General features: G+C 56.3%; 27 protein-coding genes and 2 tRNA genes. 16 read left to right on the forward strand and 13 right to left on the reverse strand.

Features of this window, described 5'->3' with window-relative positions:
* Nucleotides 1–62 precede the first annotated feature (62 nt).
* The 6 genes from nqrF to ACP15F_RS09765 are packed head-to-tail and all read right to left on the reverse strand — an operon-like array spanning nucleotide 63 to nucleotide 5913.
* Nucleotides 63–1286: an NADH:ubiquinone reductase (Na(+)-transporting) subunit F gene (gene nqrF, locus ACP15F_RS09740; protein WP_424940607.1), complete on the reverse strand. Its 1224-nt coding sequence runs from the start codon at nucleotides 1284–1286 to the stop codon at nucleotides 63–65.
* 13 nt (nucleotides 1287–1299) lie between these two features.
* On the reverse strand, nucleotides 1300–1908 hold the full coding sequence (gene nqrE / locus ACP15F_RS09745; RefSeq protein WP_108856976.1) for an NADH:ubiquinone reductase (Na(+)-transporting) subunit E: 609 nt from the start codon (nucleotides 1906–1908) through the stop codon (nucleotides 1300–1302).
* The gene (locus tag ACP15F_RS09750; protein ID WP_246936217.1) at nucleotides 1908–2561 is read right to left on the reverse strand and encodes an NADH:ubiquinone reductase (Na(+)-transporting) subunit D; all 654 of its coding nucleotides are present in this window, start codon (nucleotides 2559–2561) and stop codon (nucleotides 1908–1910) included. The genes nqrE and ACP15F_RS09750 overlap by 1 nt, the downstream gene beginning before the upstream one ends.
* The gene (locus ACP15F_RS09755) at nucleotides 2561–3373 is read right to left on the reverse strand and encodes a Na(+)-translocating NADH-quinone reductase subunit C (protein WP_424940608.1); all 813 of its coding nucleotides are present in this window, start codon (nucleotides 3371–3373) and stop codon (nucleotides 2561–2563) included. The genes ACP15F_RS09750 and ACP15F_RS09755 overlap by 1 nt, the downstream gene beginning before the upstream one ends.
* The gene (locus ACP15F_RS09760) at nucleotides 3366–4565 is read right to left on the reverse strand and encodes an NADH:ubiquinone reductase (Na(+)-transporting) subunit B (RefSeq protein WP_424940609.1); all 1200 of its coding nucleotides are present in this window, start codon (nucleotides 4563–4565) and stop codon (nucleotides 3366–3368) included. The genes ACP15F_RS09755 and ACP15F_RS09760 overlap by 8 nt, the downstream gene beginning before the upstream one ends.
* A 4-nt stretch (nucleotides 4566–4569) precedes the next feature.
* Nucleotides 4570–5913 (reverse strand): Na(+)-translocating NADH-quinone reductase subunit A, encoded by a 1344-nt coding sequence (locus ACP15F_RS09765; RefSeq protein ID WP_424940610.1) that lies wholly within the window; start codon nucleotides 5911–5913, stop codon nucleotides 4570–4572.
* Between the two features lie 181 nt (nucleotides 5914–6094).
* Between ACP15F_RS09765 and ACP15F_RS09770 the strand changes: the two genes are divergently transcribed.
* On the forward strand, nucleotides 6095–7117 hold the full coding sequence (locus ACP15F_RS09770) for an FAD:protein FMN transferase (protein WP_424940611.1): 1023 nt from the start codon (nucleotides 6095–6097) through the stop codon (nucleotides 7115–7117).
* A gap of 16 nt (nucleotides 7118–7133) precedes the next feature.
* Nucleotides 7134–7373: a (Na+)-NQR maturation NqrM gene (gene nqrM, locus ACP15F_RS09775; RefSeq protein WP_133489393.1), complete on the forward strand. Its 240-nt coding sequence runs from the start codon at nucleotides 7134–7136 to the stop codon at nucleotides 7371–7373.
* A 38-nt stretch (nucleotides 7374–7411) separates the two neighbouring features.
* Here nqrM and ACP15F_RS09780 read toward each other — a convergent pair whose 3' ends face one another.
* Complete coding sequence (locus tag ACP15F_RS09780; RefSeq protein ID WP_133489391.1) at nucleotides 7412–7597, reverse strand: hypothetical protein; 186 nt, start codon at nucleotides 7595–7597, stop codon at nucleotides 7412–7414.
* Nucleotides 7598–7678: 81 nt separating this feature from the next.
* On the opposite strand from ACP15F_RS09780, the gene ACP15F_RS09785 reads away from it, so the two are divergent.
* On the forward strand, nucleotides 7679–8200 hold the full coding sequence (locus ACP15F_RS09785) for a CBS domain-containing protein (protein WP_108856983.1): 522 nt from the start codon (nucleotides 7679–7681) through the stop codon (nucleotides 8198–8200).
* 133 nt (nucleotides 8201–8333) lie between these two features.
* Here the strand turns inward: ACP15F_RS09785 and ACP15F_RS09790 are convergent.
* Nucleotides 8334–8408 (reverse strand) — tRNA-Thr (locus tag ACP15F_RS09790).
* A 264-nt stretch (nucleotides 8409–8672) separates the two neighbouring features.
* On the opposite strand from ACP15F_RS09790, the gene murA reads away from it, so the two are divergent.
* From murA to ACP15F_RS09840, 10 genes are all read left to right on the forward strand, one after another.
* Nucleotides 8673–9938, forward strand: coding sequence for a UDP-N-acetylglucosamine 1-carboxyvinyltransferase (murA, locus tag ACP15F_RS09795; protein WP_424940612.1), 1266 nt, complete (start codon nucleotides 8673–8675; stop codon nucleotides 9936–9938).
* A gap of 5 nt (nucleotides 9939–9943) precedes the next feature.
* On the forward strand, nucleotides 9944–10426 hold the full coding sequence (locus ACP15F_RS09800; protein ID WP_424940613.1) for a DUF2948 family protein: 483 nt from the start codon (nucleotides 9944–9946) through the stop codon (nucleotides 10424–10426).
* 65 nt (nucleotides 10427–10491) lie between these two features.
* Nucleotides 10492–11793 carry a histidinol dehydrogenase gene (gene hisD / locus ACP15F_RS09805; RefSeq protein ID WP_424940614.1) on the forward strand — a complete coding sequence of 434 codons (1302 nt, stop codon included), beginning with the start codon at nucleotides 10492–10494 and terminating at the stop codon, nucleotides 11791–11793.
* Between the two features lie 16 nt (nucleotides 11794–11809).
* On the forward strand, nucleotides 11810–12292 hold the full coding sequence (locus tag ACP15F_RS09810) for a UPF0262 family protein (protein ID WP_424940615.1): 483 nt from the start codon (nucleotides 11810–11812) through the stop codon (nucleotides 12290–12292).
* 65 nt (nucleotides 12293–12357) lie between these two features.
* Nucleotides 12358–12765 carry a low molecular weight phosphatase family protein gene (locus ACP15F_RS09815; RefSeq protein WP_424940616.1) on the forward strand — a complete coding sequence of 136 codons (408 nt, stop codon included), beginning with the start codon at nucleotides 12358–12360 and terminating at the stop codon, nucleotides 12763–12765.
* Between the two features lie 122 nt (nucleotides 12766–12887).
* Nucleotides 12888–13106, forward strand: a complete 219-nt coding sequence (gene infA / locus ACP15F_RS09820) for a translation initiation factor IF-1 (RefSeq protein WP_008186030.1) — start codon at nucleotides 12888–12890, stop codon at nucleotides 13104–13106.
* Nucleotides 13107–13118: 12 nt separating this feature from the next.
* Nucleotides 13119–13706, forward strand: coding sequence for a Maf family protein (locus ACP15F_RS09825; RefSeq protein WP_424940617.1), 588 nt, complete (start codon nucleotides 13119–13121; stop codon nucleotides 13704–13706).
* On the forward strand, nucleotides 13703–14740 hold the full coding sequence (locus ACP15F_RS09830) for a ribonuclease E/G (RefSeq protein ID WP_424940618.1): 1038 nt from the start codon (nucleotides 13703–13705) through the stop codon (nucleotides 14738–14740). The genes ACP15F_RS09825 and ACP15F_RS09830 overlap by 4 nt, the downstream gene beginning before the upstream one ends.
* Nucleotides 14740–14934 (forward strand): DNA gyrase inhibitor YacG, encoded by a 195-nt coding sequence (locus tag ACP15F_RS09835; protein ID WP_424940619.1) that lies wholly within the window; start codon nucleotides 14740–14742, stop codon nucleotides 14932–14934. Before ACP15F_RS09830 ends, ACP15F_RS09835 begins: the two co-directional genes overlap by 1 nt.
* 90 nt (nucleotides 14935–15024) lie before the next feature.
* Nucleotides 15025–15099, forward strand: a tRNA-Phe gene (locus ACP15F_RS09840).
* A gap of 260 nt (nucleotides 15100–15359) precedes the next feature.
* Here ACP15F_RS09840 and ACP15F_RS09845 read toward each other — a convergent pair.
* From ACP15F_RS09845 to dcm, 4 genes are all read right to left on the reverse strand, one after another.
* Nucleotides 15360–17183: a hypothetical protein gene (locus ACP15F_RS09845; RefSeq protein ID WP_424940620.1), complete on the reverse strand. Its 1824-nt coding sequence runs from the start codon at nucleotides 17181–17183 to the stop codon at nucleotides 15360–15362.
* Nucleotides 17184–17308: 125 nt separating this feature from the next.
* Entirely contained in the window at nucleotides 17309–18619 is a 1311-nt protein-coding gene (locus tag ACP15F_RS09850; protein WP_424940621.1) for an MvaI/BcnI family restriction endonuclease, read from the reverse strand.
* On the reverse strand, nucleotides 18604–19035 hold the full coding sequence (locus tag ACP15F_RS09855) for a very short patch repair endonuclease (protein ID WP_424940622.1): 432 nt from the start codon (nucleotides 19033–19035) through the stop codon (nucleotides 18604–18606). The genes ACP15F_RS09850 and ACP15F_RS09855 overlap by 16 nt, the downstream gene beginning before the upstream one ends.
* Nucleotides 19036–19066: 31 nt before the next feature.
* Nucleotides 19067–20113 (reverse strand): DNA (cytosine-5-)-methyltransferase, encoded by a 1047-nt coding sequence (gene dcm, locus ACP15F_RS09860; protein WP_424940623.1) that lies wholly within the window; start codon nucleotides 20111–20113, stop codon nucleotides 19067–19069.
* A gap of 487 nt (nucleotides 20114–20600) precedes the next feature.
* On the opposite strand from dcm, the gene ACP15F_RS09865 reads away from it, so the two are divergent.
* The gene (locus tag ACP15F_RS09865) at nucleotides 20601–21095 is read left to right on the forward strand and encodes a hypothetical protein (RefSeq protein ID WP_424940624.1); all 495 of its coding nucleotides are present in this window, start codon (nucleotides 20601–20603) and stop codon (nucleotides 21093–21095) included.
* Nucleotides 21096–21619: 524 nt separating this feature from the next.
* Nucleotides 21620–22954: a MobA/MobL family protein gene (locus tag ACP15F_RS09870; RefSeq protein ID WP_424940967.1), complete on the forward strand. Its 1335-nt coding sequence runs from the start codon at nucleotides 21620–21622 to the stop codon at nucleotides 22952–22954.
* 687 nt (nucleotides 22955–23641) lie between these two features.
* Here the strand turns inward: ACP15F_RS09870 and ACP15F_RS09875 are convergent.
* Nucleotides 23642–23815, reverse strand: a complete 174-nt coding sequence (locus ACP15F_RS09875; RefSeq protein WP_424940625.1) for a hypothetical protein — start codon at nucleotides 23813–23815, stop codon at nucleotides 23642–23644.
* Between the two features lie 334 nt (nucleotides 23816–24149).
* On the opposite strand from ACP15F_RS09875, the gene ACP15F_RS09880 reads away from it, so the two are divergent.
* A complete protein-coding gene (locus ACP15F_RS09880; RefSeq protein WP_424940626.1) occupies nucleotides 24150–25469 on the forward strand; it encodes a DNA-primase RepB domain-containing protein in 1320 nt (439 codons plus the stop codon).
* Nucleotides 25470–25690 lie beyond the last annotated feature (221 nt).

The raw sequence follows: 25690 nt of genomic DNA on the forward strand, positions 1-25690 counted from the left end.
AAAGCCCCGAGCAAGCAAGGCTCGGGGCTTTTTTGTGTTTGTGACTAAGCGAATTGGTTCGCTTACCCGCCGAAGTCATCCAGCATGATGTCTTCACGATCCACACCCAGATCCAACAGCATGTTGATCACAGATTGGTTCATGATGGGCGGACCACACATGTAGTATTCGCAGTCCTCAGGTGCCGAGTGATCCTTCAGATACTCGTCAAAGAGGACATTGTGGATGAAGCCGGTATAGCCGCCCCAATCGTCCTCGGGCAGCGCATCTGATAGGGCGACGTGCCATGTGAAGTTCGGGAACTCTTTTGCCAGTTCGTCGAAATCTTCAACAAAGAACATCTCGCGTTTTGAGCGTGCGCCGTACCAGAATGTGATCTTGCGATCTTTGTTCTTCAAGCGCTTCAGCTGATCGAAGATGTGACTGCGCATCGGCGCCATGCCAGCACCACCGCCGACGAACACCATTTCTTTTTCGGTCTCGCGGGCGAAGAATTCGCCGAACGGGCCCGAAATCGTGACTTTGTCGCCCGGCTTCAGGTTGAAGATATAGGACGACATCTGGCCCGGCGGAATGCCTTCCGATCCCGGAGGGGGCGAAGCCACGCGGACGTTCAGCATGATCATGCCTTTCTCGTCCGGATAGTTCGCCATCGAATAGGCACGTTCAATCGGCTCGGTCACGACGGACTTGTATTGCCACAGATTGAATTTGTCCCAGTCCTCGCGATACTCGTTTTCCACATCGAAGTCAGTGTAATTGACTTGATGGGCCGGAGCTTCGATCTGGATGTAGCCACCAGCGCGAAAGTTCACGTCTTCGCCTTCGGGCAGGTCCAGAACCAGCGCCTTGATGAATGTTGCGACGTTTTCGTTGGAACGCACGGTGCATTCCCACTTCTTGACGCCGAAGACCTCTTCCGGGACTTCGATTTCCATGTCCTGCTTCACGGCCACCTGACAGGACAGGCGGTCGCCACAGGCGGCCTCACGCTTGGTGATGTGGCTTTCTTCGGTCGGCAGGATCGAGCCGCCGCCGGAATGGATTTTGACCCGGCACTGCGCGCAGGTGCCGCCACCGCCGCAAGCCGACGGGACGAACAGCTGTTGTTCTGCCAGTGTCTGCAAAAGCTTACCACCCGCAGGAACCGAGATCGTCTTTTCGCCGTTCACAACGATATTCACGTTACCCGTGGACACCAGCTTGGATCGCGCGGCCAGAATGATCGAGACCAGCGCCAGAACGATCAGGGTGAAAAGGATGATGCCAAGGCTAAAGGTTGCCATATCTTTTTGCCCCTTACAGTTTCACGCCAGAGAAGGACATGAAGGCCATCGCCATCAGTCCCGCGGTGATGAAGGTGATCCCCAGCCCTTGCAGGCCATCCGGGATATCCGAATATTTCAGCTTTTCGCGCACACCTGCCATCGCAGTGATGGCCAGTGCCCAGCCGAAGCCCGACGAGATGCCGTAGGTCACTGATTCCGCGAAGTCATAGCTGCGCTCCACCATGAACAGCGAGCCACCAAGGATGGCACAGTTCACTGTAATCAATGGCAGGAACACACCCAGCGCGTTGTAGAGTGGCGGGAAATACTTATCCAAAACCATCTCGAGGATCTGCACCAGTGCGGCGATCACGCCGATATAGGAAATCAGACCAAGGAAGGTCAGGTCCACATCGGCAAAGCCCGCCCAGCTAAGCGCACCGGGCGCCAGCAGATAGGTCAGGATCAGGTTGTTGGCCGGAACCGTGATCGACTGCACCACCATGACCGAGATACCCAGACCAATTGCGGTCGAAATCTTCTTCGACACGGCAATGAAGGTACACATGCCAAGGAAGAAGGACAGGGCCAGGTTTTCAACGAAGATCGCCTTAACGGCGAGGGAAAGGAGCGCTTCCATCAGTGGGCCTCGACCGTTTGAATTTTGTATTCACGTTCTTCGACCTGACCGGGTTTCCATGTGCGGAAGGCCCAGATGATCAAACCGATGATGAAGAACGCCGACGGGGGCAGAAGCAGCATACCGTTGGGGACATACCAGCCACCGTTGTTCACGGTTTCCAGAATGGTGATGCCAAACAGGCTGCCCGATCCGAAAAGCTCGCGGATCACGCCGACCAGCATCAGGATCAGGCCATAGCCCAGACCGTTGCCGACGCCGTCGATGAAACTGTCGATGGGGCCGTTCTTCATGGCAAACGCCTCGGCCCGGCCCATCACGATACAGTTAGTGATGATCAGACCGACGAAGACCGACAGGGTTTTCGAGATCTCGTAAGCGAAGGCCTTAAGCACCTGATCCACCAGAATAACCAGCGAAGCGATGATCACCATCTGCACGATAATCCGGATCGATCCGGGGATCTGGCTGCGGATCATCGAAATGAACAGCGACGCGAATGCGGTCACCAATGTCACCGCGATGGCCATGACGAAGGCCACCTGAAGCGACGAGGTCACCGCCAGCGCCGAACAAATCCCCAACACCTGCAAGGTGATCGGGTTGTTGTCGACCAGTGGGTCGATCAGCATCTCTCTGCGTTTATGGGCCATCAGATATCCCCCGCTTTCAGATTTGCCAGGAAGGGAGCATAGCCGCTTTCACCCATCCAGAAGTTCAGAAGGTTGTGAACACCCACCGTGGTCAGGGTCGCCCCTGCCAGCGCGTCGATGTGATAATCGGCACCTGCTGCCGGAACCGACTTGGTCACGCTGATCTGCAGATCACCGTTTTCATCGGCCAGTTTCTTGCCGTTCCAAAGCGACTTCCAACGTGGGTTGTCGACCTCGGCGCCCAGACCCGGGGTCTCGGCGTGTTCATAGAATTGCAGTGCGAAGATGTCGTTGCCGTTCTCTTCCAGCGCAATGAAGCCGTAAAGCGTCGACCACAGGCCATAACCGTGGATCGGCAGGATCACCTTGTCGATCGCACCCGCATCGTCGCGCAGCAGATAGACGGTGACGAACTTGCCCTGACGTACAATGCCTGCCGGATCTTCGTCCAGTGCAACCGAGGTTGCGGGATCGTCCGCAGCCGAGCGGTCATCAAAGCTGGCCACGTCAAAGGCGTCGGTGAAAGTGCCGGTTTCCAGTTCAAGAACGCGGGCCTCAAAAGCTTGGAAGCTTTCGACCACATCTTTGTCGGGATCATAGATGCCCGCGACCTGCAGAATGTTGATCTGCTTGTCCTTCAGCGCGTTGACCTCTTGCAGCGGGCGCAGGGCCACGGCTGCGGCCGACACGATCATCGAGGCGACAAGGCACAAGGTGACAGCCACAACGACCGTTTTGCCAACCGAGTCGGCGGGCGCATCGAGAAAGCGGCGGATGGGGCCTTTGGTGGTGTTCAGATCGTTATCAGACATGGCGTTTTGCCCTGCGTTTGATGTTGGCCTGAACGACGAAATAGTCGATCAGCGGAGCGAAGACGTTGCCGAACAGGATCGCCAGCATCATGCCTTCCGGGAAAGCCGGGTTGATGACGCGGATCATCACGACCATGAAGCCGATCAGCGCGCCATAGATATAGCGGCCCATATTGGTGTGCGCGCCGGAAACGGGCTCGGTCACCATGAAGACCAGACCGAAGGCATAACCGCCCAGCACAAGGTGCCAGTACCACGGCATGGCGAACATCGGATTGGTGTCGGACCCAATGGCGTTCAGCAAAAGCGAGAAGCCGATCATCCCGCCCAGACAGCCCACCACCATGCGGTAGTTGGCGATCTTGGTGACCAGAAGGAAGATCAAGCCAAGGATACAGGCCAAGGTCGAGGTCTCGCCCATTGAACCAGGGATGAAGCCATAGAAGCTGTCCCACCAGGTGATGCCGCGCGCGGCCAATGCCTGCACGCCGTCCGATGCCGATACGGCCAGAGCGGTTGCACCGGTAAAGCCGTCGACTGGCACCCAGACGCTGTCGCCCGACAGCTGTGCAGGATACGCGAAGTACAGGAACGCACGACCCGTCAAAGCCGGGTTCAGGAAGTTCTTTCCGGTTCCGCCGAAGACCTCTTTACCGATAACCACGCCGAAGATGATGCCCAAAGCGACCTGCCACAGGGGCGTGGTTGCGGGTACGATCAGGGCGTAAAGCATTGAAGATACAAGAAAACCTTCGTTTACCTCGTGTTTACGCACCGTGGCGAAGATCACCTCGAAAATACCGCCCGCGACCAGTGTCACAATGTAGATCGGCAGGAAGTACAGAAGTCCATGCGCCATATTTGCAAAGACGCTGGCAGGGTTAAACCCGATGCCCAGAGCCTCGATAATCGCAGCGCGCCAGCCCGTGGGACCGAACTCGGCAATTGCCATGTTGGTCTGGAAGCCGGTGTTATACAGCGCCATCAAGATACAAGGGATCGTCGCGATGACCACATAGGTCATGATGCGCTTCATATCCACGTAAGACCGCGCATGAGGTGCGGCGGTCGTTACTGTCTTCGGCGTATAAAGGAAGCTCTCCACCATCTCGTAGATGGGGAAGTACTTTTCCCATTTGCCGCCCTTTTCAAAGTTCGGTTCGATCCGATCGAAAAAATTACGCAAGCCCAAAGGTCTACCCCTCTTTCTCGATCTTCGTCAGGTTGTCGCGCAGCGCCATCCCGTACTCATATTTCGCCGGACAGGCAAAAGCGACAAGACCGAGGTCTTCTTCGTCCAGTTCAAGCGCGCCAAGCGCTTGGGCCTGATCGGTGTCCATCACCAGAAGTGCGCGTAAAAGCTGGGTGGGCAGGAAGTCCTGCGGCATCAGCTCTTCAAACGTGCCGGTGGGCACCATCGCGCGGCGACCACCGTTCATGTTCGAGGTCAGCGGGTACTCGCGCTTGGCAAAAGCCGAGCCCAGAACCGGCTGCACCGCGTATTTGGCGAACATCGGGCGGATCCAACCCATCGGGATCTGCTTTTTGTCCTCTTCAATCAGGGTGATCTGACGGGCGTAGCGGCCAAGATAGCCGTCCGCGCCTTCACCAGCCCGACCGCTCAGGACCGAACCCGAGATCATGCGCACCGGCAGATCGGCGGGAATGTCACCCGCGGACAGGTCAGCCATCGAGGCCCCTGCGATGGTGCGGATCAGACGCGGGTTGGCACATGCCGGACCAGCCAGCGAAATGATGCAGGACGCATCATAGGTGCCGGCGATCAGCAGACGACCAATGACGATCACGTCCTGATAGCCGATTGTCCAAACCGTCTTGTCCGCGCGGGGCGGTTCCAGGAAATGCATATGCGTGCCGGCCAGACCTGCCGGGTGCGGGCCTTCGAAGGCCGCGGCTTCCACGCCAGCGATGTCTTGGCCCGGCAGGGTCGCACCTTCAGCCTGACACAGGTATGTCTTGCCATCGCTCAGCGAGGCGACCGCTTGCAGACCCTTGGCAAAGGCCTCGGCATCTTCTGCGATAATCACGGCAGGATCCGCGGCCAGCGGCTCGGTATCCATGGCGTTCACATAGATCGCAGCCGGGCGGGTCGCGGGATCCGGTACTTTAGAATAGGGACGCGTGCGGAACGCGGTCCATAGACCGGCGGCGCATAGGCGCTGGGTCAGACCTTCGGGCGTTGCCGCGTCACCGATGGACGAGAAGTCGACGGGTTCGGCCGCGCCGTCCTTCACGTCAATCTCAATGCTGATCAGCTTGCGACGTGCGCCGCGGTTGATGGCTTTGACCGTACCCGCCACCGGCGAGACAACCTGCACATCCGGCATGTCCTTGCTGATCAGAATCGGGGTACCTGCCCCAACCACATCACCTTCCGCGACCAGAATTCGCGGCTTCCAGCCGATGTAATCATCACCAAGAATGGCAACCGATTGCGGTAACGGCCCTTGTTCGACGCCCGCCTTGGGCGCACCAGAGATCGGAATATTCAATCCTTTGCGTAGCCTAAACCGCTGCACAGTGTTCACCTCTTCAGATTGACTTGCAGCTATATGCAATATGTACGGCGCGGTCGAAAGGGTCTTTTTACAAAGTTTAGGTCATTTTCTTGTTGAAAAGACCATTATTGTCTAAGACAAGCCTCACTGAACATTCAAATACGACCAGTTCGCGACTGAAAGAGGTTCTCCTGTGCCCGACATGATCAAATTCTCACGCCGTTCCATCCTGTTCATGCCGCTGGCCTTGGCCGCGTGCAAAGGGTCCGCAGCTCGTGTCTTCAACCTGTCGGGCCTGACCATGGGCACCACATATAATGTGGTTGCGATCGATTCTTCGAAAAGCGTGAACGAAGCTGACGTGAAGGCCGCCATCAGCGGCGCACTGGCGGAAGTGAACCAGCAGATGTCGAACTGGGACGCTAATTCTGAGATCTCGCGCTTCAACGCTGCTGCCAACACGGCACCAGTTCAGGTCTCGCCCGAACTGGCACATGTGATGAAAGCTGCTGACACTGTATATACCGCCAGCGAAGGCCGCTTCGACACCACGATGGGCCCGCTGATCGAGCTGTGGGGCTTTGGTGCTCCGGGCAAAACGCCGATGCCGCAGCAAGCCGAAATCGACAACGCACTGGCCGCTGTAGGTCACCACAACACCATCAGCGTGGGCGACGGCGCGCTTCAGAAGAAACAAGCCGACGCACAGGTTTATCTGGCCGCCATCGGCAAGGGCTATGGTGCCGACCGCGTTGGTCAGGCGTTGGAAGCTTTCGGCATCACCGACTATCTGGTCGAGATCGGCGGCGACCTGTACGCGTCGGGCCGCAACCCCGATGGTCTGCCCTGGCAGATCGGGATCGAGACGCCCGCATCCCTGAACAACGGCGTCTTCGACGTGGTTGGCATTTCGGGTCTGGGTCTGGCCTCCTCTGGCGACTATCGCAACTATTTCGAGCAAGACGGTCAGCGCTATTCGCACGTGATTGATCCGGCCACCGGGCAGCCGATCACGCACCGCACGGCCTCGGCCACCGTTTTGGCAGAAAACTCAATGATGGCAGATGCTTGGGCGACCGCGATGCTTATCCTGGGCCGCGAGCGTGGTCTGGAAATCGCAGCGCAGCACGACGTCGCCGTTCTGTTCGTCGAGCGCGACACCGAGGCGTCGAGCCTGCAGTTCAAGTCGTCCGCAAGCGACGCCTTCACGCGCCTGACCGCGTAACAAACCGGAGAGCTTCATGGCCACCTTCCTTCTGACCTTCGGCGTACTTCTTGTCATCATGCTGGGCATGGCGCTTGGCGTGATCATGGCAGGCAAGACGATCAAAGGCAGTTGTGGTGGCCTGAATGCCATCAGCGATGCGGATCAATGCGTGGTGTGCAGCAAGGACATTGATCCCAACAGCCCACTACGCGATCGCCTGACACAGTGTCCTCGCAAAAAGAAGATGTTGGAGCAGATGCAGGCTGAAAGCTAAGCCGCGCGTCAGACAATCCGAATATAGGGGCCCTGCCCCTAGCCTGCCCCGGCCAAGGGGACAAATCCCAAAACAAGCAGCCCAGCGGCTGTCAGAACCCCATAGATCCACAGCAAATAGCGTGGGCCTTCGGTCTTCCAAACCCGTCGATATTGATAGCCGCAAAAGCAGGCCAACACGAAGATCACCGTCGCGACCGGGGATGAAAGTGCAAGCTGCGACATTTTTTATCTCCTGAAATCGATTGGCTGGGTTATGCTTCCTATGAGTGCGGACCGCAATCAGTTCAGGGAGGACAGCAAAACATGCCCACGTCGTATCAGGCTCCTATGCGTAAAGATCGCAAGGGATCGCAAAGCCAAAGTCAGGATCCATCCAGCAATCTCAAGACCAAAACAGCCGTGGTTGGGGATGTCCTGAAAAACAAGGACGGCGATGTGATTTCCATTCGCCCCGGTGAAACCTTGGGCCGCGCGGTCGAGATTCTGCGCGACAAGCGAATCGGTGCGCTGGTCGTTACAGACAGCACTGGTGCATTGTGCGGAATCCTTTCAGAGCGCGATATTGTGCGAAAACTGGCTGATGCGCCGGGCCAGACCCTGCCGCAGCTGGTTGAAGACGTCATGACCAAAGAGGTCCAGACCTGCAGCACAGACGATCCGTTGGTTTCGGTCCTGAAACGGATGAGCGATGGTCGCTTCCGCCACATGCCAGTCATGGGCGAAGTCGGTCCGATCGGCATGGTCACCATCGGCGATGTCATTACGCATCGATTGAACGAGGTCGAGCACGAGGCCCTACAGTTGAAGCAGCTGATCGTCGGTTAAGTCGACAGCCATTATATTTATGAACTAAAGTCACGCGCGGCCATGGGTCCGCGCGTTTCTGTTAGGGCATCTAAAACGCCGCAAACATCTGCGATTTGCAGTTTCAATAGCATCTTTTCAGGGGGGTTAACGATGGTGCTGTGAGGGAGGATTGAACTCCCGACCTCGTCATTACCAATGACGCGCTCTACCACTGAGCTACCACAGCATCCTATCGTGAGCGGCTGACTAAACCTATTCTATGACGGAAGCAAGCGCATTCTGGACCCTTTTTTCATTCCGCGTTACAGAAGAGCTCATGGAGCGGAAGAACACATCTCAAAAGCCCACAAAAAAAGGGGCGGATCGCGAAGCGCGGCTGAAAGCAGCTTTGAAAGCGAATATGGGTCGGCGCAAAGCGCAGGCCAAGGCACGTGCCGCGTCAGATGACGAAGCGGCGGAAAATGAACAGAATAATAGGTAAGGCAGGTATATGGATTCGATTGTAGTGACCGGCGGCAGCGAGCTGCGTGGTGAAATTCCGATTGCAGGGGCGAAGAACGCCTGCCTGACCTTGATGCCTGCGACGATTCTGTCGGAAGAGCCTCTGACCCTGACCAACGCACCGAGGCTGTCCGACATCAAGACGATGACCCAGCTTCTGGAAAGCCTAGGTGCCGAGGCAGCGTCGATGCAGGAAGGTCAGGTTCTGACCCTGTCCAGCCACAATCTGGACAACCACGTCGCGGACTATGACATCGTGCGCAAGATGCGCGCCTCGAACCTAGTTTTGGGACCGATGCTGGCCCGTCTAGGCCATGCAGTTGTGTCCCTGCCCGGCGGCTGTGCCATTGGGGCACGCCCGATGGATTTGCACATTTTCGGACTGGAAAAGCTGGGCGCCGAGATCGAGCTGAAAGACGGCTATCTGCACGCCAAGGCTCCGCGCGGATTGAAAGGTGCCGAGATTGAGCTGGCCTTTGCCTCGGTCGGCGCGACCGAAAACATCCTGATGGCCTCGACCCTTGCCAAAGGAACCACCGTCATTCGCAATGCAGCCCGCGAACCCGAAATCGTGGATCTGGCCGACTGCCTGCGCAAAATGGGCGCGCAGATTGAAGGTGATGGAACATCCGAGATCGTCATTCAGGGTGTGGACCGCCTGCACGGCGCCACCCACCCCGTTGTTACCGACCGGATTGAACTTGGCACCTATATGCTGGCCCCGGCTATTGCGGGTGGTGAAGTGGAATGTCTGGGCGGAAGGATTTCTCTAGTCGAAAGTTTCTGTGAGAAACTGGATGCGGCAGGCATCCATGTGGAAGAGACCGCGAAGGGCCTTAAAGTCGCGCGCCGCAATGGCCGTGTTTCGGCTGTGGATGTGACCACAGAACCCTTCCCCGGCTTCCCTACTGATCTTCAGGCACAAATGATGGCGATGCTGTGCACGGCGGAAGGCACTTCGACCCTGCACGAAACCATTTTTGAAAACCGCTTCATGCACGCCCCGGAACTGACCCGCATGGGCGCAAATATCGAAGTGCATGGCGGCACGGCCACCGTGCATGGTGTTAAGAAGCTGAAAGGTGCGCCTGTGATGGCAACCGACCTGCGCGCCTCGGTCTCGCTTATTCTGGCGGGTCTTGCCGCCGAGGGCGAAACTGTCGTCAGCCGCGTCTATCACCTTGATCGCGGATACGAGAAAGTTGTGCGCAAACTGTCCTCGATCGGGGCCAAGGTCGAGCGCGTGAAGGAGTGACCGACATGCAAGATGCACGGTTCGAAGATGGCGGCGAACGCCCGCTGAAACTGGCTGCGTTAGACAACGATGATCTCGAGGTCCTGTCGGCGCTGGCACAAGACGCGGTGTTTCCGGCGTCCGAAATCTCTTGGTCGCCAGCGCAGCGGCGCTTTGCCCTGCTGATCAACCGCTTCCGTTGGGAAGACAAGCCGGCCGCCGAGGCTCGAGGTCGCCCAATGGAACGCGTTCAGTCGGTCCTATCCATCTCGGATGTTCTAAAAGTGCAAAGTCAGGGGGTTCAGAAGGGTGACAAAGACATGATCTTGTCGCTTTTGTCCCTCTCCTTCGCACCCGGGGATGACGGAATGGGGCGGATCGAGCTGGTTCTGGCGGGTGATGGAGCCATCGCATTGGACGTCGAAACGCTCGATGTGACGCTGCAAGATGTCACACGCCCCTATATCGCGCCCTCAAAACATGCGCCCGAGCATGACCTGTCCAAGTAATCTGCGCCCAAGCGCAGCTTGAAGCCATGCCGCGCCGCAGCTAAAACGGCGCAAAGGAGAGCGCCATGCCCCAGTTTCTGAACAGCACGTCCGCCGATTTCGAGGCGCGTTTTACCGAGCTTCTGTCGATGAAGCGCGAAGACAGCCCAGACGTGGATGCCGCCGTCGCGGGGATCATTGCCGATGTGCGCGAACGCGGGGATCAGGCGGTGATCGATCTGACCTCGAAATTCGACCGTTTGGATCTGACGCCCGCCACGCTTCGCTTTTCGGAAGCCGAGATTGAAGCGGAATGCGCCAAGGTTTCGGACGAAGATCGCTCGGCGCTGGAACTGGCTGCCGAGCGCATCCGTGCCTATCACGCGCGCCAGATGCCCGAGGATCAACGCTGGACAGATGAAACCGGTGCCGATCTGGGCTGGCGGTGGAGCGCTGTGTCTGCCGCTGGCCTTTATGTGCCCGGCGGGCTGGCCAGCTATCCATCTTCAGTCTTGATGAACGCCATTCCGGCGAAGGTTGCGGGCGTTGAACGTCTGGCGATCACCGTTCCCACACCTGATGGAATCACAAACCCACTGGTATTGCTGGCGGCACGTATCGCTGGCGTGGACGAGATCTATCGCATCGGTGGGGCACAGGCCGTAGCTGCTTTGGCCTATGGCACCGACACCATCGCGCCGGTCGACAAGATCACCGGGCCGGGCAACGCTTTTGTGGCCGCTGCCAAGCGCCGTGTCTTCGGCAAAGTGGGCATCGACATGATTGCGGGACCGTCCGAAATTCTGGTCATCGCGGATGCGGATAATGACCCCGACTGGCTGGCGCTTGATCTGATGAGCCAAGCCGAACATGACGAAAGTGCTCAGTCGATCCTCATCACCACGGATGAAGCCTTCGGCCAGCGCGTTGCAGAAGCTGTCGAAGCACGTCTGGAAACTCTGGAACGGCGTCAGATTGCAGGTGCCAGCTGGCGCGACTTCGGCGCGGTCATCACCGTGCGCGATCTGGACGAGGCCGCGAGCCTGTCCAACCGCATCGCGCCCGAACACCTTGAGCTGTGCGTGGCTGATCCTGAAGCCCTGTCGGCCCAATGCATCCACGCTGGTGCTATCTTCCTTGGGCAATTCACGCCTGAAGCCATCGGCGATTATGTCGGTGGCCCAAACCACGTGCTGCCCACCGCGCGTTCAGCCCGCTTCAGCTCGGGCCTGTCGGTGATGGACTTCCTGAAACGCACCACGTTGGCGCGCATGACACCTGGCGCACTTGCTGCCATCGGCCCTGCCGCCGAAACCCTTGCCATTTCCGAAAGCCTTGAAGCTCACGGCCTGTCCGTGCGCGCAAGGCTTGACGCCCTTAACGATTGACCCTCAGATAGTGCCAATGACCACCAACCGCATCACCCATATCGAAATTGATGACACCGGCCTTGCCGCCCCCACGCCCGAGATCGAGCAGGAGCGCAAGGTTGCAGTCTTTGATCTTCTGGAAGACAACAGCTTTGATCTGGCCCCGCGTGGCGACCAGCCCGTGCCGGATGGTCCGTACCATTTGGGTCTGGCAATTCGCGAAAAGCGTCTGGTGGTCGAAGCAACGACCGAAGCCGGTGATCCGGCGGGCGAGTTTCACCTGTCGCTCGGGCCGTTCCGTCAGGTAGTAAAAGACTATTTCGCCATCTGCGAAAGCTATTTCGACGCGGTGAAGAAGCTGCCCCCTAGCCAGATCGAAGCTATCGACATGGCCCGACGTGGCATTCACAATGAAGGCGCGCGGGTGTTGCAGGAACGGCTTGAGGACAAAGCCGAGATCGACATCGATACCGCTCGCCGCCTATTCACCCTGATCTGTGTTCTACACTGGGGTTGAATTTGAACGTTAATCGTCCCCAATCCGTGCTGTTCTGTTGTGACCACAATTCTGTGCGCTCACCGATGGCCGAAGGGATGATGAAGGCGTTCTACGGGCACGAGATCTATGTCCAATCCGCTGGCGTTCACAGCGAGCTCGACATCGACGGATTTTCAATCGCTGTCTGTGACGAGCTGGGGATCGAGCTGTCCGGCCACCGCGTGCGCAGCTTTGACCAGATGGAAGAATGGGGCGACGACCTTTCCAGCTTCGACCTTATCATTGCCCTGTCCCCCGCCAGCCAACGCAGGGCACTGGAATTGACGCGTGTGTTCCATCTGGACGTAGAGTACTGGCCCATTCTGGACCCAACGGGTCTGGGCACACGGCGCGAGGAAAAGTTGGCCAATTATCGGCTCGCACGTGACCAGATCCGTGACCGGATCCTCGAACGCTTCGGGGCTCCGACACAGGATAACCACCCCGCATAAAGCCACCGCCGCAAGGCGCAGGCAGCAATTCTTGCTTCTATGCCGAATTCCCTTGAAAACCGGGACGTTTCCCCCCATTTATAGCGCGCCCACGATGGGTGGGTGAAAATACAGGAGTGAACATGGCCAAGGAAGAACTGCTCGAATTTCCCGGTGTCGTTAAGGAACTCCTGCCGAATGCGACATTTCTGGTCGAGCTGGAAAACGGCCATACGATCATCGCTCATACGGCAGGTAAGATGCGCAAGAACCGCATCCGCGTTCTGGCTGGCGACAAGGTGCAGGTCGAAATGACCCCCTATGATCTGACCAAAGGTCGGATCAACTATCGCTTCAAGTAAGCGCTGTCGCGCATGACGCGTCCCAAACTGATTCTGGGCTCTGGTAGCCCAAGACGGGCCGAGTTGCTGGGGCAGCTCGGCCTTGTTGCTGATGCCATCCGCCCCCCGGATGTGGATGAGACGCCCACAAAAGGCGAGCTTCCGTTGAATTATTGTCGCCGGATTGCAGCTTCGAAAGCTGCTGCGATGACCGTGGCCGCGGACGAGGTCGTATTATGTGCCGACACAACCGTCGCGCTTGGCCGCCGCATCATGGGCAAGCCCGAGGATGCCGCACAGGCCGCTGAATTCCTGCTGTCTTTGTCCGGGCGACGTCACCGCGTCATCACCTCGGTCGTGGTGCGCAACGCCACTGGCACATGGGCGCGCGATGTGGTGACCCATGTCAAAATGAAGCGCCTGTCGAATGAAGAGCTGAACGGCTATCTGGCCACCGGCGACTGGCAGGGCAAGGCGGGTGGCTATGCCATCCAAGGACCGGCCGGAGCGTTCATTCCATGGATTCAAGGCAGCTATACCGCCGTCGTTGGCCTACCTGTCGCTGAAACCGCCGGGCTGCTTCAGGCCGCCGGTTATCCCCTATACGGAGTTGAGCCATGAAGGGCAGCACTATCGCGCTTGATACCTATAACGGCCGCATGGCCGCAGCACAGATTACCGATGGAAAGCTGACCGATTTACTGATCGAGCCGCCCGAGGGCGTCGTGCTGCCCGGTGCTATCTTTCGCGCCATTTGTGACCGACCTCTGAAGGGCCAAGGCGGTATGATGCTGCGTCTGCCGGGTGGCCAGTCAGGTTTTCTAAGACAGGGTAAAGGTCTGAAACCTGGCGAACGCATTCTCGTGCAGGTCACGGGCTTTGGTGAAGACGGCAAGGCCGTTCCTGTCACGCAAAAAGTTCTGTTCAAAAGCCGCTATGCCATCGTCACGCCCGGCGCGCCGGGCATCAATGTCAGCCGCGCGATTCGCGATGACGACGCGCGCGTCCGCCTTCTTGAAGTGGCGCATGAAGTCATGGACGACGCCGAAGAGGGCCTGATCATCCGATCCGTCGCCGAAAAAGGGTCGAGCGATGATGTCGCCGCAGATATTGCGGCGATGCTCGACCTCAGCCGCGCGGTGCTTGCCGATCAAGACGGCGACGCCGAGCTTCTGGTCGACGGCCCCGACCCGCACGAGCTTGCTTGGCGCGAGTGGCCTGAACCTGATCTTCTAGATGATTCTGACAGCGCATTTGACCGTCACAACGTGCACGAGATGATCGACGCTGCCCGTGGTGCCTTTGTGCGCCTGCCTGGCGGCGCCTCGATGTTCGTTGAACCCACCCGCGCATTGGTCGCAGTGGACGTAAACACGGGCGGAGACACCAGCCCAGCGGCGGGTCTGAAGGCCAATATCGCTGCAGCCCGTGCCCTGCCCGCCGCGCTGCGATGCCGGGGCCTGGGCGGCCAGATCGTCGTTGATTTCGCCCCCTGCCCCAAGAAAGATCGCCGCCAGTTAGAGCAGGTTCTGCGCGCCGCATTGAAGGCGGAAGGGATCGAAACCGCAATGGTAGGTTGGACGCAGCTGGGCCTGTTCGAACTGCAGCGCAAACGCGAACGCCTGCCCCTGTCGCACTGCCTGGAGGATCGCTAATGGCTTGTCCTATCTGCGAAAAAGACACCGATCCCAAATACCGCCCTTTCTGTTCGCGCCGCTGTGCAGACGTGGATCTTGGCCGCTGGCTGAATGGGTCCTATGCCGTCCCCGCAGACAGCCCGGAAGATCTGGATGAGGCCGCTGATGCCATGTCTCAGGTGCTTTCTCGCGAAACTTTGAAGCCGCATTGAAAAACCTTTGAAAAACCCTCTTTTCCCTCTGGACACCGCCGCACCCCGCGTCTAAAACCCGCCCACCCGAACGATGAAACGTTCACCCGTGCCCGGGTAGCTCAGGGGTAGAGCAGTGGATTGAAAATCCTCGTGTCGGTGGTTCGATTCCGCCCCCGGGCACCATTTTTCTAAGAGATTGAAGCTCGCAACTTGTTGTTATTGCTGCAATAAAACCCGCTTACAGCCGCTTTGCAGAAAGCTTTTATCCGAGTTTGCTACACAACTTGCTACACAAGTTGCTCCACATCTCGAGTTGAGCATGGCCGATGTGTAGTTCGGCCAAGAAGCTGACCGACACAGAGTTGAAGCTTGATCGTGACGATCAACCTTGCACTCGCTGCATGTCACTCCAATGCGCAACGCATCTTGTATGGACAGAAAGCTCAAGGTTGACAGACAATTGATCCTGTCGCGCCTACCTCAGTGCAGGCCGAGAAGAATGACTGAAGGAGCCAATACAATTGAACGAATGAGTGGGATGGACGCTTTCCTTTCTGAATGTCGGAAAACGCGTCCTCGACTGCCTGCTTACTGAGCGATGAAGTTACGATTATCGCTCGCCGTCGCACATCTGGCGCGTTTCTTCCTCGGGCGACCGACGCACCAATATCGCCTGTATTGTTTCGAATAATTTTTTCGATTTGAGTCGGTTGGTTCGGCGCATTGTAAGTGGTGCTCCAACCTTCGATTTTAGCCTCCATTCGCTCTGGCGGAAGCATCATGTTCCCAAGGTTTTTAATCGCTTGGCTTACAGCTATGTGAAACGATCCAGCGCTGAGCTCAAGTGGGCCATGTTTCGCGTGGTAGAAACTCACTTGGACAAAGCCTGCATCTTCCCTGATACCAATGAAGTCTGCCCATTCATCGCCAAGGTCATCGCAGACTAAGACATCATCCTCCGCAGCGACGTGCTCAACGATGGCCCCGAACGTGGAGGTGTCGTCGAACTCAACTTGGTTCGCCACGAAATTACCTTTCTCGCTGACCACGGTTTGGAGGGACGCTTCCGGATGTAAGTAAGGTAGAACTCCGCGACCCCCATCGAACATTGCTTCATCTTGAAACACCTGGCCATCAACGTAGGAGAGCGTCACATCGTCGAAAAGCACAATGAAGCTGTTCTCTTCATCAAGAAATGACTGAAGTGTTCGCTGATCAGGATCTTCTCCCAACGCTACACTGCGCGATTCAACTTTCACCGAGGCTGAGGCACCAAGTGTTAGCGATCTCAACGCAATTCGGCTCTTATTCAAGCTGATCCTGGCGCACTCATCACCCTGATCTGGGAGTCGTGCTGAACGCATCTTCCCGTCACCTTCGATGATCAGCGCAGGTTCGAGGTCGCTGAGGAGCGCTTCTATTTCGTCGATAGAGAGCTCAGAAGTTTCCCCTTCGGTCGAAACCAGCCGATAGGTGGCTTTGGTGGCATCGTCGCCAATTACCGCCTCCGCAAGTCGTGCCGTATCTACCGCGATAGCAGAAGGCTGTGACAAACTCAGAGCGTCAGTAAGCGAGATTGGCCGGGCAAAGGTTTTGATGAAGGGTGAAACATCGACAGGATCCTGACGCAGTGCGTCGATAGTGGTTACGGCGAACTCAATCAGATCCTCATGGTCTACTTTTCCAGATCGAACTCCAATCCGACCTGTGCTTGGGGTAGCAGTTCTATAGGTGCCATCGACGGTGACAGCGTAGGTCTGCGGAGCATATCTACGACTGCCCGCTGGCCCCACGACATTTGCCAAATTCGGAGCTTCCAGTGTTTTGTTTCGCATCACGTGTTGTGACACGGACATATTTCGCATTCTCATTTTCTGGAACACTGCATCTTCGTGTGCAATTGCTCCCTCCACCCGACTCGTTGCGACCGGTGCAAGATGTTTTGTTTTGAACGCGGATGGCAAACTGAGGCGCGAAGTAAACACCGCCACATGTTCTTGGTATTCTACTAAGAGTAAGTAACCGAGGAGCTCCTCTCGCATTCCAGAAGCCGAATCGAGAAACACAGGTGGTGCTTCATACTTGAAGCAGATTGCGGACCAACACGCGTCACCCACGCATTCGCGAATGTGTCTAAATACGTTATTTCGGGTGGTGCCGTGCTTTTTGCGGAGTTCCTTGAACAATTCGTCGACCACTGCATGGGTGAGGTTCTCTTTTATGCTGAAAAATGCAGCCGCTTTTCCGACGGTAAGGTTCTCAATCATTTTCCCTCAATTCTCTATCAAGTTTGCTCGCAAGAACGCATTACTTCGAGCTAAGTTCGGGGCTCTTCAAATTCTACAGCTGAAAAGCAATATGGCGTGGTGAGTTGTAAGCGATCTGACAACGATCAAGCGAATTGCAGGGTTTCGAAGGATTGATACAGATCTGGAAGATCTGCGTGAGAAACCCGAAACTGATTTCTCTTCTTCTGTTTGCCATCTTCGACCTTCACAGCAGGATCGAGATAGACACCGCCTTGGCTGACGAGCCGCATGAACCTGAAAAAATCAGTTCCCTGGCCAAGCTGGACCCTATCGGCATATTGATATTGCCTCGGGTTGCCGGATGACAGCGAAGGAAGGTAGGCCGCTTGAGCATGCTTGCGATTCCAATGATTGAGAAGGTTCTTGAACTCCCAGCCTGCGGCAACGCGATCATCAGGGGCGACCAGCAAGATGCTCCCACCCATGTCGTCAATCTTGCCCTTTTCCGTGTCGTATCCTTCAACGATCATCCGAACCGAAGTGCGCGCGTGCGCTTCGGATCCGTATTTGTAAATGCCGCCGAAGTTCCTGCGCCCCGGCCGGCCTTTAGTGTCGTCGTAGCCGAAGTCATTCATAAACAGCGGAAAATTGTCAGAATATACGCCTGAGGTTGGCTCAGGAGTCATCAATGTGACTGGTGATTTCGCCCGAAAATTCACGAAATCCCTGACGGAATACTGCTTGATCTCCCATCCCATAAAGTCAGGTTCCGCGATTCCGTTGGGGATAATCCCCAGTTCGGCTTCGAGGGTATATCCACCACCATTCTGTGCGGAATACGGCCTGATTACCCCATCGGAGTGCAGTCTTTGACCGGAAATCCAGCCTTTTCCATGAACTTTCCGAAGTGTTTCCAGAAGAATCTCACGCGGGTCGCGGCTGGCGGTGGTTGCCAGACGGGTGATGTTCGAGAATACACCTTCCGACGGAAACTCGCCCTGAGCGTCCAGCTCGGCGACTACGTCAGAATCATGGGCGTCTACATAGCCAAAAACGCGCCCCTCGGGGGAAACACCGAAGAACATCACCCTTCCTTCATCGCGAGAGACCATGAGGCCCTTCGGTGCGTTCACAGCTTTCTGCAGAAAGCCCGACATTCTGACTTCGGGGTATTTGGGGTAAAGGATGAGCTGGGCGTTGGGTGCTCGCCATGTTCCCTGGCTGTCTATCCAATAGAACTCGACAGAAGCTTTGTCGCGCCGCCGGACAGATCCTGCTTTCTCAGAAAAATCAGTCTCGATGTCACCATGCGGAATGATGTTCAACGCATCAAAGCCGCCGCCCAGGTAAACTTGGTTCTTCGAGTTGTCATTGGGTGCAAGGCGCTTCGCATAGAAGCGCTTCGCCCCCGCATCTTGCATTGCTGAAATAAGGTTGCTCAGGGAGGTAAACATGAGTCGACGCCTCTGATTTCAAATATTTTTTCGTCAGAGGACAACCATTGGGCGAGAGAGTCAATAACAGTTTCCGAATTGATTTTCTTTGGGCCACGGAGGGCGCACTCCCAAACAACTGCGACCCTCCATCCCATATCCTGAAGCTCACTTGCTGTTTTGATGTCACGCCTTCTGTTGGTGGAAATTTTGCTCTCCCAGAAATCCCTTCGGGTGCGCGGTAGCCGGAAAAGGTTGCAGTCATGACCATGGAAGAAGCATCCCCGCACATCAATCAGAGCGCCATATCGGCGCAGGACTATGTCTGGTGTCCCCGGGAGCGCCTTATCATGAAGGCGAAAGCGAAAGCCGCGGGCGTGAAGCCCGCGGCGGATCAGAAGTTCTGGCTTCGTGTTCTTGCTGCGAATAGCCGACATATTGCGGCTGCGGGTAGCTTGATCGTGAACGTCAGACAGAGACTGCCTCCTTCGGGCGGTTGTCCATCACGTGCGCAAGATGAGGTGCCATAATGCGCGCAACCTCTTTGAACACGGGGACGGCAACGCTGTTCCCGAACTGGCGATAGGCCTGGGTGTCAGACACCGGAATTCTGAAGTCATCAGAATACCCCATGAGGCGAGCACATTCACGTGGCGTCAAGCGGCGAGGATTATTTCCCTCACCCTGATCAATCAGGATCTCCGATCCGTCTTTATGGTAACGTGCAGACAGCGTCCGAGAGACATTCTCGGGGCCGACCAGACCAAAACCAAAGCCGTTACCTGCGGCTTTGTGTTTGGCAGCGTAATTCTGCAGGTATTCCCAAAGCTTATCCGTCAGGGTGTATTTTGGGTTCACCCTGGCATCCGGGCCCTCAGTATAAGGAATTTCGGCTGTCTCGGTTCCATTCTGAGGATGAAGGATCGACCCAAGCGTGATACTGCCCTTAGGCTTCAACTGGAGGTCCTCAAAAGTGAAACCGGTGTCTTCCTTGAAGCCAACGATCACAATCCTCTGGCGATGTTGAGGAACGAAGTGCTGGGCGTCGATCACCTGAGCCTTCACCGAGTATCCAAGTTCCTGCAAAGCGCCCATGATCACTTCAAAGGTTTTTCCCTTGTCATGACTCGTCAGGTTTTTGACATTCTCGAGCATGAAGGCTTCAGGCCGATGATGCTCAAGGATCCTGACAACATCAAAGAACAGTGTTCCCTGTGCTTCATCACGAAATCCATGTTCTCGGCCGAGTGAGTTCTTTTTGGAAACACCGGCTAAGGAGAATGGCTGACAGGGGAAACCGGCACACAGCACATTGTGCGGAGGGATGTCTTCGGCAGCCACTTCACGAATGTCACCGGCGATGGGGCGATTGTCGCGGTAGTTGGCCTCATAAGTCTGTTTTGAGAACTTATCCCACTCGCTCGTGAAGACACAGTGCCCGCCGATGCTCTCCATAGCCTGGCGCAAACCACCGATTCCGGCGAAAAGATCAATAAATGTGAAGCCTTGGCTCATCCTGGTCGCACCTCTTTTTCATGCACTATATATGGGTATTACGGCCCGGTCCAGGCCAGTAATAGCAACTATCCGATCAGTTTCCCATTGATTTGTTCATATTTCGTTCTCATCGTGGGGTGGCGAAGAATAACTGTCCCAGCTTGGTTCTCAGATCGCATGAACTTTCTGTCTTCGTTCATGCCGCATGATGACTTTCCTCATTGGTAGCCTTCGCCGCTTGGCCTATTTTACATTGGCTGAAATTCAAAAAACCGAAGCCGCTTTTTTTGCAATTTCGGCATAAAGTTTTGTTTCACCCCCCTTGAACGGCGTCGAGAAAAATCCCAGAAAACATTGCACTTAGCTCTCTTCAGAGTTCAGTGAGACCGGAGCAGAGCTTGTGTCGCTCCGGTCTCACATGAACTCGAAGAGAGCATTCAGAGACATCCAAAGGATGGATCTGAAGAAGGGGTGACAAGATCTTCCTCAAATCTTGGAGCCCATCATGACGGCACATGTGCCGGGCGCAGCGCGTCCGCTATCCACTGGCGAAATCGTTTCATTCCGCTTCCCTCATTCAGATGGTCCCGGTGACAAGGACCGTCCTTGTCTGGTCATTCATGTCGACGACGCGACAGGCGAGGCTGTGCTGGCCTACGGAACGTCCATCTTTCCTGAGAAGCTTTCGGAGTTCTCCCTGACAGTCACGAATGTCGCCAATCTGGCGGTGCTCAACTTGGTGAAACCGACGCGATTTATGTGCCAGCGGCGTGTCCGGGTGCAGCAATCAGACCCGCGGTTCGCACCCAATTCCCAAGGTGACATAGTCATTGGTCAGTTTCCCGGTGAGGGCATTGGCTGGGGACGGCTATACGCAAGCCTCCCCACTAAAACACCTGATCAGGAACGTCTGGGAGTTCACCCCCCAAAGCTTAAACCTTCCCAGAAGCGAAACTCGCTATTTGGGAGGCGTAAGCCCCGCGGCGCGATCGTCGCGTGATTTGCTTCTCTCGCTTTCTTTGGGAGCTACTGGAACTGTTTGCGCTGGAAGGTCAGTGGCTTCCTCTTCGGGCAGCGGATCAAGACCAAGGAAAGCTCTATCACTACTTCGAGTGATCTTCGCGTGCAGCTTTTCTATTGCGTCGGCTTTCCGCTTCTCGCCATCGAGGGTCTCAAGGAGAGCGAGGCTGGCAGCCCCATATAGTATCAGCCTTCGGGTCTCATCCTTCCTTTGCTGAATTCGAGCTCTCGCCTGCAGATCCTTCAGGCGTCGTTGGGCTTGCTCAATTTGCGTGACAAGACTGCTCATAACCGTTCTCCATCAACTGCGTCTCTGGAGAGGAGGTGGCTCCCGAAATACGTGTTCGCTCCCGGAAATTTGTGGTGCAAAGCACAGGCGCCTGTAAGGCACCCACCGCAGAACCCTCGAGGGGTTGCGCGCAGTTACGCAAACCCAGGGGTTTGCCTGCGCGCCTGCAGCGGGCCTGAGGAGCGGAAGTCGTGTTCGGGACCAACTTCCCTTGCATGAGACATCCTGCAAGCCGACTTGAAGTCATCATCCACTCCCGCGCTGACACCCGGAATGCTGTCAAATCTGCAGCATACACAGCGCGCTCCATCTTCATTGACGAACGCTTTGGAACGCGTTTCAGAGCGACCAAGAAAGGAGGTCTTTTGTCTCACGAACTCATAAACTGGCCAGGCGATACTGCGGCACTCTGGAACGCTGCTGAACGGGCAGAGAAGCGCCGCAATTCACGTGTCATTCGGGAACTGCGCCCCTCACTGCCGCGGGAGCTACCGCTCGCCGCTCAGGTGAGGCTGGTTCGGGGATTTTGCCTCTGGCTCAGAGATGAATATGGCGTCGCTGTGCAGGCGGATATTCACGCTCCGCGATTTCTGGACGAAGAGAAGGAAAAGCTTCATTCGAAAGGCAAACTCGGCATGGCTGAAGCGGATTACCTTGCCACCTTATTTGACACCGAAGAGACTAATCAGAATTTTCACGCCCATCTTTTGATGACAACCCGCAAGGTCTGCCCCAAGACAGGGGAATTCGGTGAGAAAACAAGAGTTTTGGATGGCGGGGACACTGGTCCAGATGAAGTGACAAGGATCCGGAAGGTATGGGAACAGAGAACGAATGCAGCCCTGAAAAAGGTCGGATCGTCTGCTCGTGTGGACCTTAGGTCAAACGCGGAAATGGTGAAGGCCGGAGATGCGCCCGAAGGCCTCATTCGACAAGATCATCTCGGACCACGCGCTTTTGCTGTTGCGATCAGGAAGCAGGAGAGTCGCAGGAAAGCGAAGGCCGAGAAAGACAGCGACGATGAAAATCCACTGGACGAAGGGCCTGTAGACCCAAAGGAAGAGGCAAACGATCAAGAGAAGCCATATTTCCAACGTGTCCTCGATGGTGAAGAAGATGATTTTGATCCCGGACAACGGCGTGAAGCCATACGTTGCTACAACGAGGGACTTTGGAATTGCTGGTTGTTGCAACGTGCATGGCAACGCGAACAAGGACGAGAAGCGGCCGAGCAGATAGCTGCGGAGCGTGAGGCCGACCGAAAAAGAGTTGCCAAGGCGGAACGGCAAGAGATGCAGAGCGCCAATTCGTCCGCGGAGGTGGAGGCCGCCATGGCAACCTCCAGCCAGTTCGATAGCGTCAGGATGGGGGCTGCATTTGAACACGCGATGGCTTGGGCGCGCGGGGAGCAGACCGAGCCGCCTTGCGAGGAGCCGGAGTTTTCTTCAACGGTCGATTTAGAGGCTTACGAGCCTCCGCAGGCGAAGCCGCACCCGGAGTCATTGTTTCAACCGCGGATTGTTCGGATTCGGGGACCTCGATCTCGATAGCGTCTGCCGCAGCCTCGTATTGTTCAAGGCAATCCGCGAGGTAAGTATTTTCCTGCTGGAGTATCTGAAGCTTTTCGGCATGTTCAGCCCTCATCTGCAGAATCTCCTGATCGCGGGCGCCAAGTTGCCGCACATTCTGTTCAGTCATCTCGCGGATCAGCTTCTGGATTAGATCCTGCACCGATTGCTCCAGAACAGCGACCACATTGCTGATCTGTCCCAGCGTCGTTTCGGCCAGCGGTATATCGGCTTTCGTGTCCTGTTCTTTCGCCGACAAGTAGTTGTCCCAGATTTCTCGGATGCGGCCAAACCGACCCAGCCCATTGAGGGCTTTGTGGATCTCCGTAGCAGTGGCGTGTCTGCCAATTTCGGCGGTCAGATTTTCACCGGTCGAGATGATCTCTTCGTCTGAAAATTTCGGTGGTCGCGGCATGTCGTTCTCCTGTGTTTGCCAAAACTTGGGAGAATGATTGGATCGTCACTTCAAACGCCAAAACGACTTTCAAACATTTTTTTGTCTACCATCTCTGGATTGATCGAAAACCTCACAAAACAAAGGGTTTTATGCACTACTCAATTGTCGGAGGAGCGCCAGAGAATGTCCGTAGAGAGGCCTTTCGGGCATGGATTGACCATAGGAAAGTAACCCGAACACGCAATGCCCGAGGGGCAAAATTTAGCTGGTCGTCAGTTGCCGCGTTCCAGCAGATGATACGGAGCTGTTTCACGGAATCTTATGACCCTCTCAGGGTCGTCGACCGGATCGCTTCCCGATACCCGGACCAGATGCCGTAGATAGAGCAACACAGCTACTGTGATGGGCAATACGCAGACATTGATTACAATTTCGAATGCGGTCATTCGGATTCTCCCTCATTGAAGGTTTAGCACAGATAGCCGGCATCGTCGTCCCGTGCTCCCTCATCAAGTGAGGTCTCCAGCGCCATATGACAATTCACCAGCCATAAAACGCCGGGTTCACGGGCAATGTTTGTAGGTCAGCTGGTAAGTAGGTTTGTTTGTCCGTTTGAAAGTTTGGAAAGTAAGTTAGTTTGTAGGTCGGAAGGTAAGTGAGAAATTAGGTAAGAGATTGAAAATTAGACTTGCTTCGTAATCTGAGGCGCGGGGAAGTGGAGTTGAGTTTCATTTTCAACCCACTTTTCTGGGATTGCGGGCACGGGCCTATTTCCCGCGGATGCAACACACAGATCCGCGAACATTCGCCCCGCACAATCCGATCCCGCAGCCCCTCACCCCGGAGGACTATATCTCTTTGCTTCATCCCAAAGGCAGCCTTGGTGGGCCGGCTACTTTGACCATGTTGCCGGATGGTAGAGCCAAGTCCTGGACCTACTACAAGGACACGCTTCTCGATCAGTTGCCAACCTTCCTGGACGCCCCTTCTTTTGTCTCGTTGAACCGCTTTTGGGGCAAACGCAAAAACAACAGCCTGGCGGCAGTGAACGCGCTGTTTGTCGATCTCGACTATCGCAACACCATCGCTTGGCGTGGAAAGACACCTGACAAGGTTCAGGCGGCTTATTCCGCCCATCTTGCCGTGCGCGGACTGCCTCAGCCGTCCATCATTCTGCACACTGGCAGAGGGGTCGCAGCTATTTGGCTGATTCAGGAACTGCCGTGGACGATTAAAAAACGCTGGCGCGCCGCACTGAAGGCACTAATCGAACTCTCCCTGACTTTTGGCGCGGATCCACTGTGCAATGATGAATCCCGCGTCTTCAGAATTCCAGGGAGCATCAACGAGAAATCCAGGAAGCGCGTTGGGGTTGCTGGTGGCACCCTGCAACGCTATCTATTCGAGGAGCTGGAAGATCAGATTTACCAGGCTTGTGGCCGGCCCACGCGAACGGAATACCTGGCCAGGAAAGAGGCCCGGAAGAACAACCGGAAGAAAAGTTCGCCAAAGACCGGCGCTGCCATGCCAAGGGGCCTGACCCAGCCTCAGCGGTTCCGACAGATTATGGAGGATTTGGAGGCCTTTCGGAGTTTTTTCGGCGGGATGGTTCCTGTCGGCCACCGCAACACCTGGCTACATTTCTATGCGACCTGTCTTACACATATCCCGGATGCCGGTAACATCAAGGCTCAGATCACCAATATGGCAGCCATCGCCACTCCGGGTCTGAAGACGATTGACGTGCAGGCAACCGTCAGGCAGGCCGTAGACAAGGCAAGCCGTCCCACCTCGCATTGCGTCTGGAAGGATGGGCGCTACAGCTATAAGGGATCAACGATCGCGGAGAAGCTGGAGGTCTCGCCCCAGTTGGCCCGGGATCTGGGCTTGCGTCAGGTCGTCCCGGTTGAAGAGCGCAGGCACCGCAAGGCGGTGGCTGAGCGCTCGAGGCGTGCGGCACAGGGTGCGGCCACACGTGACGAATATCTGGCTGAGAACAGTGCCTCCCGGACAAAGCCCTGGCTGGCACTCGGCATTGGCAGGACCAAGTATTACGAACTTAAAAAGGCCGGCACCTTGCCGGAATTAGCCGCGGCTTAAGGCCGGACAGGTCCGTGTCCGTAACAGGATAGTATTGAGACTCCCTGAGGAACGAAGGGAAGGAAGAGAGCTCCGCTAACCACCCAGCTCACCTCCTGACAGGCAGAACCGGATCGCCAGCGACCCACCGGACAAGCCCACGCCAGCAGTGGATGGCGCCGGCTTGTCCGGGCGACTGAAACTGGAAACGCTTTGGAATGATGCCGTGACTGGTGTGAAAG

This window comes from Aliiroseovarius sp. S253 (assembly GCF_049800855.1).
Classification (GTDB): domain Bacteria; phylum Pseudomonadota; class Alphaproteobacteria; order Rhodobacterales; family Rhodobacteraceae; genus Aliiroseovarius.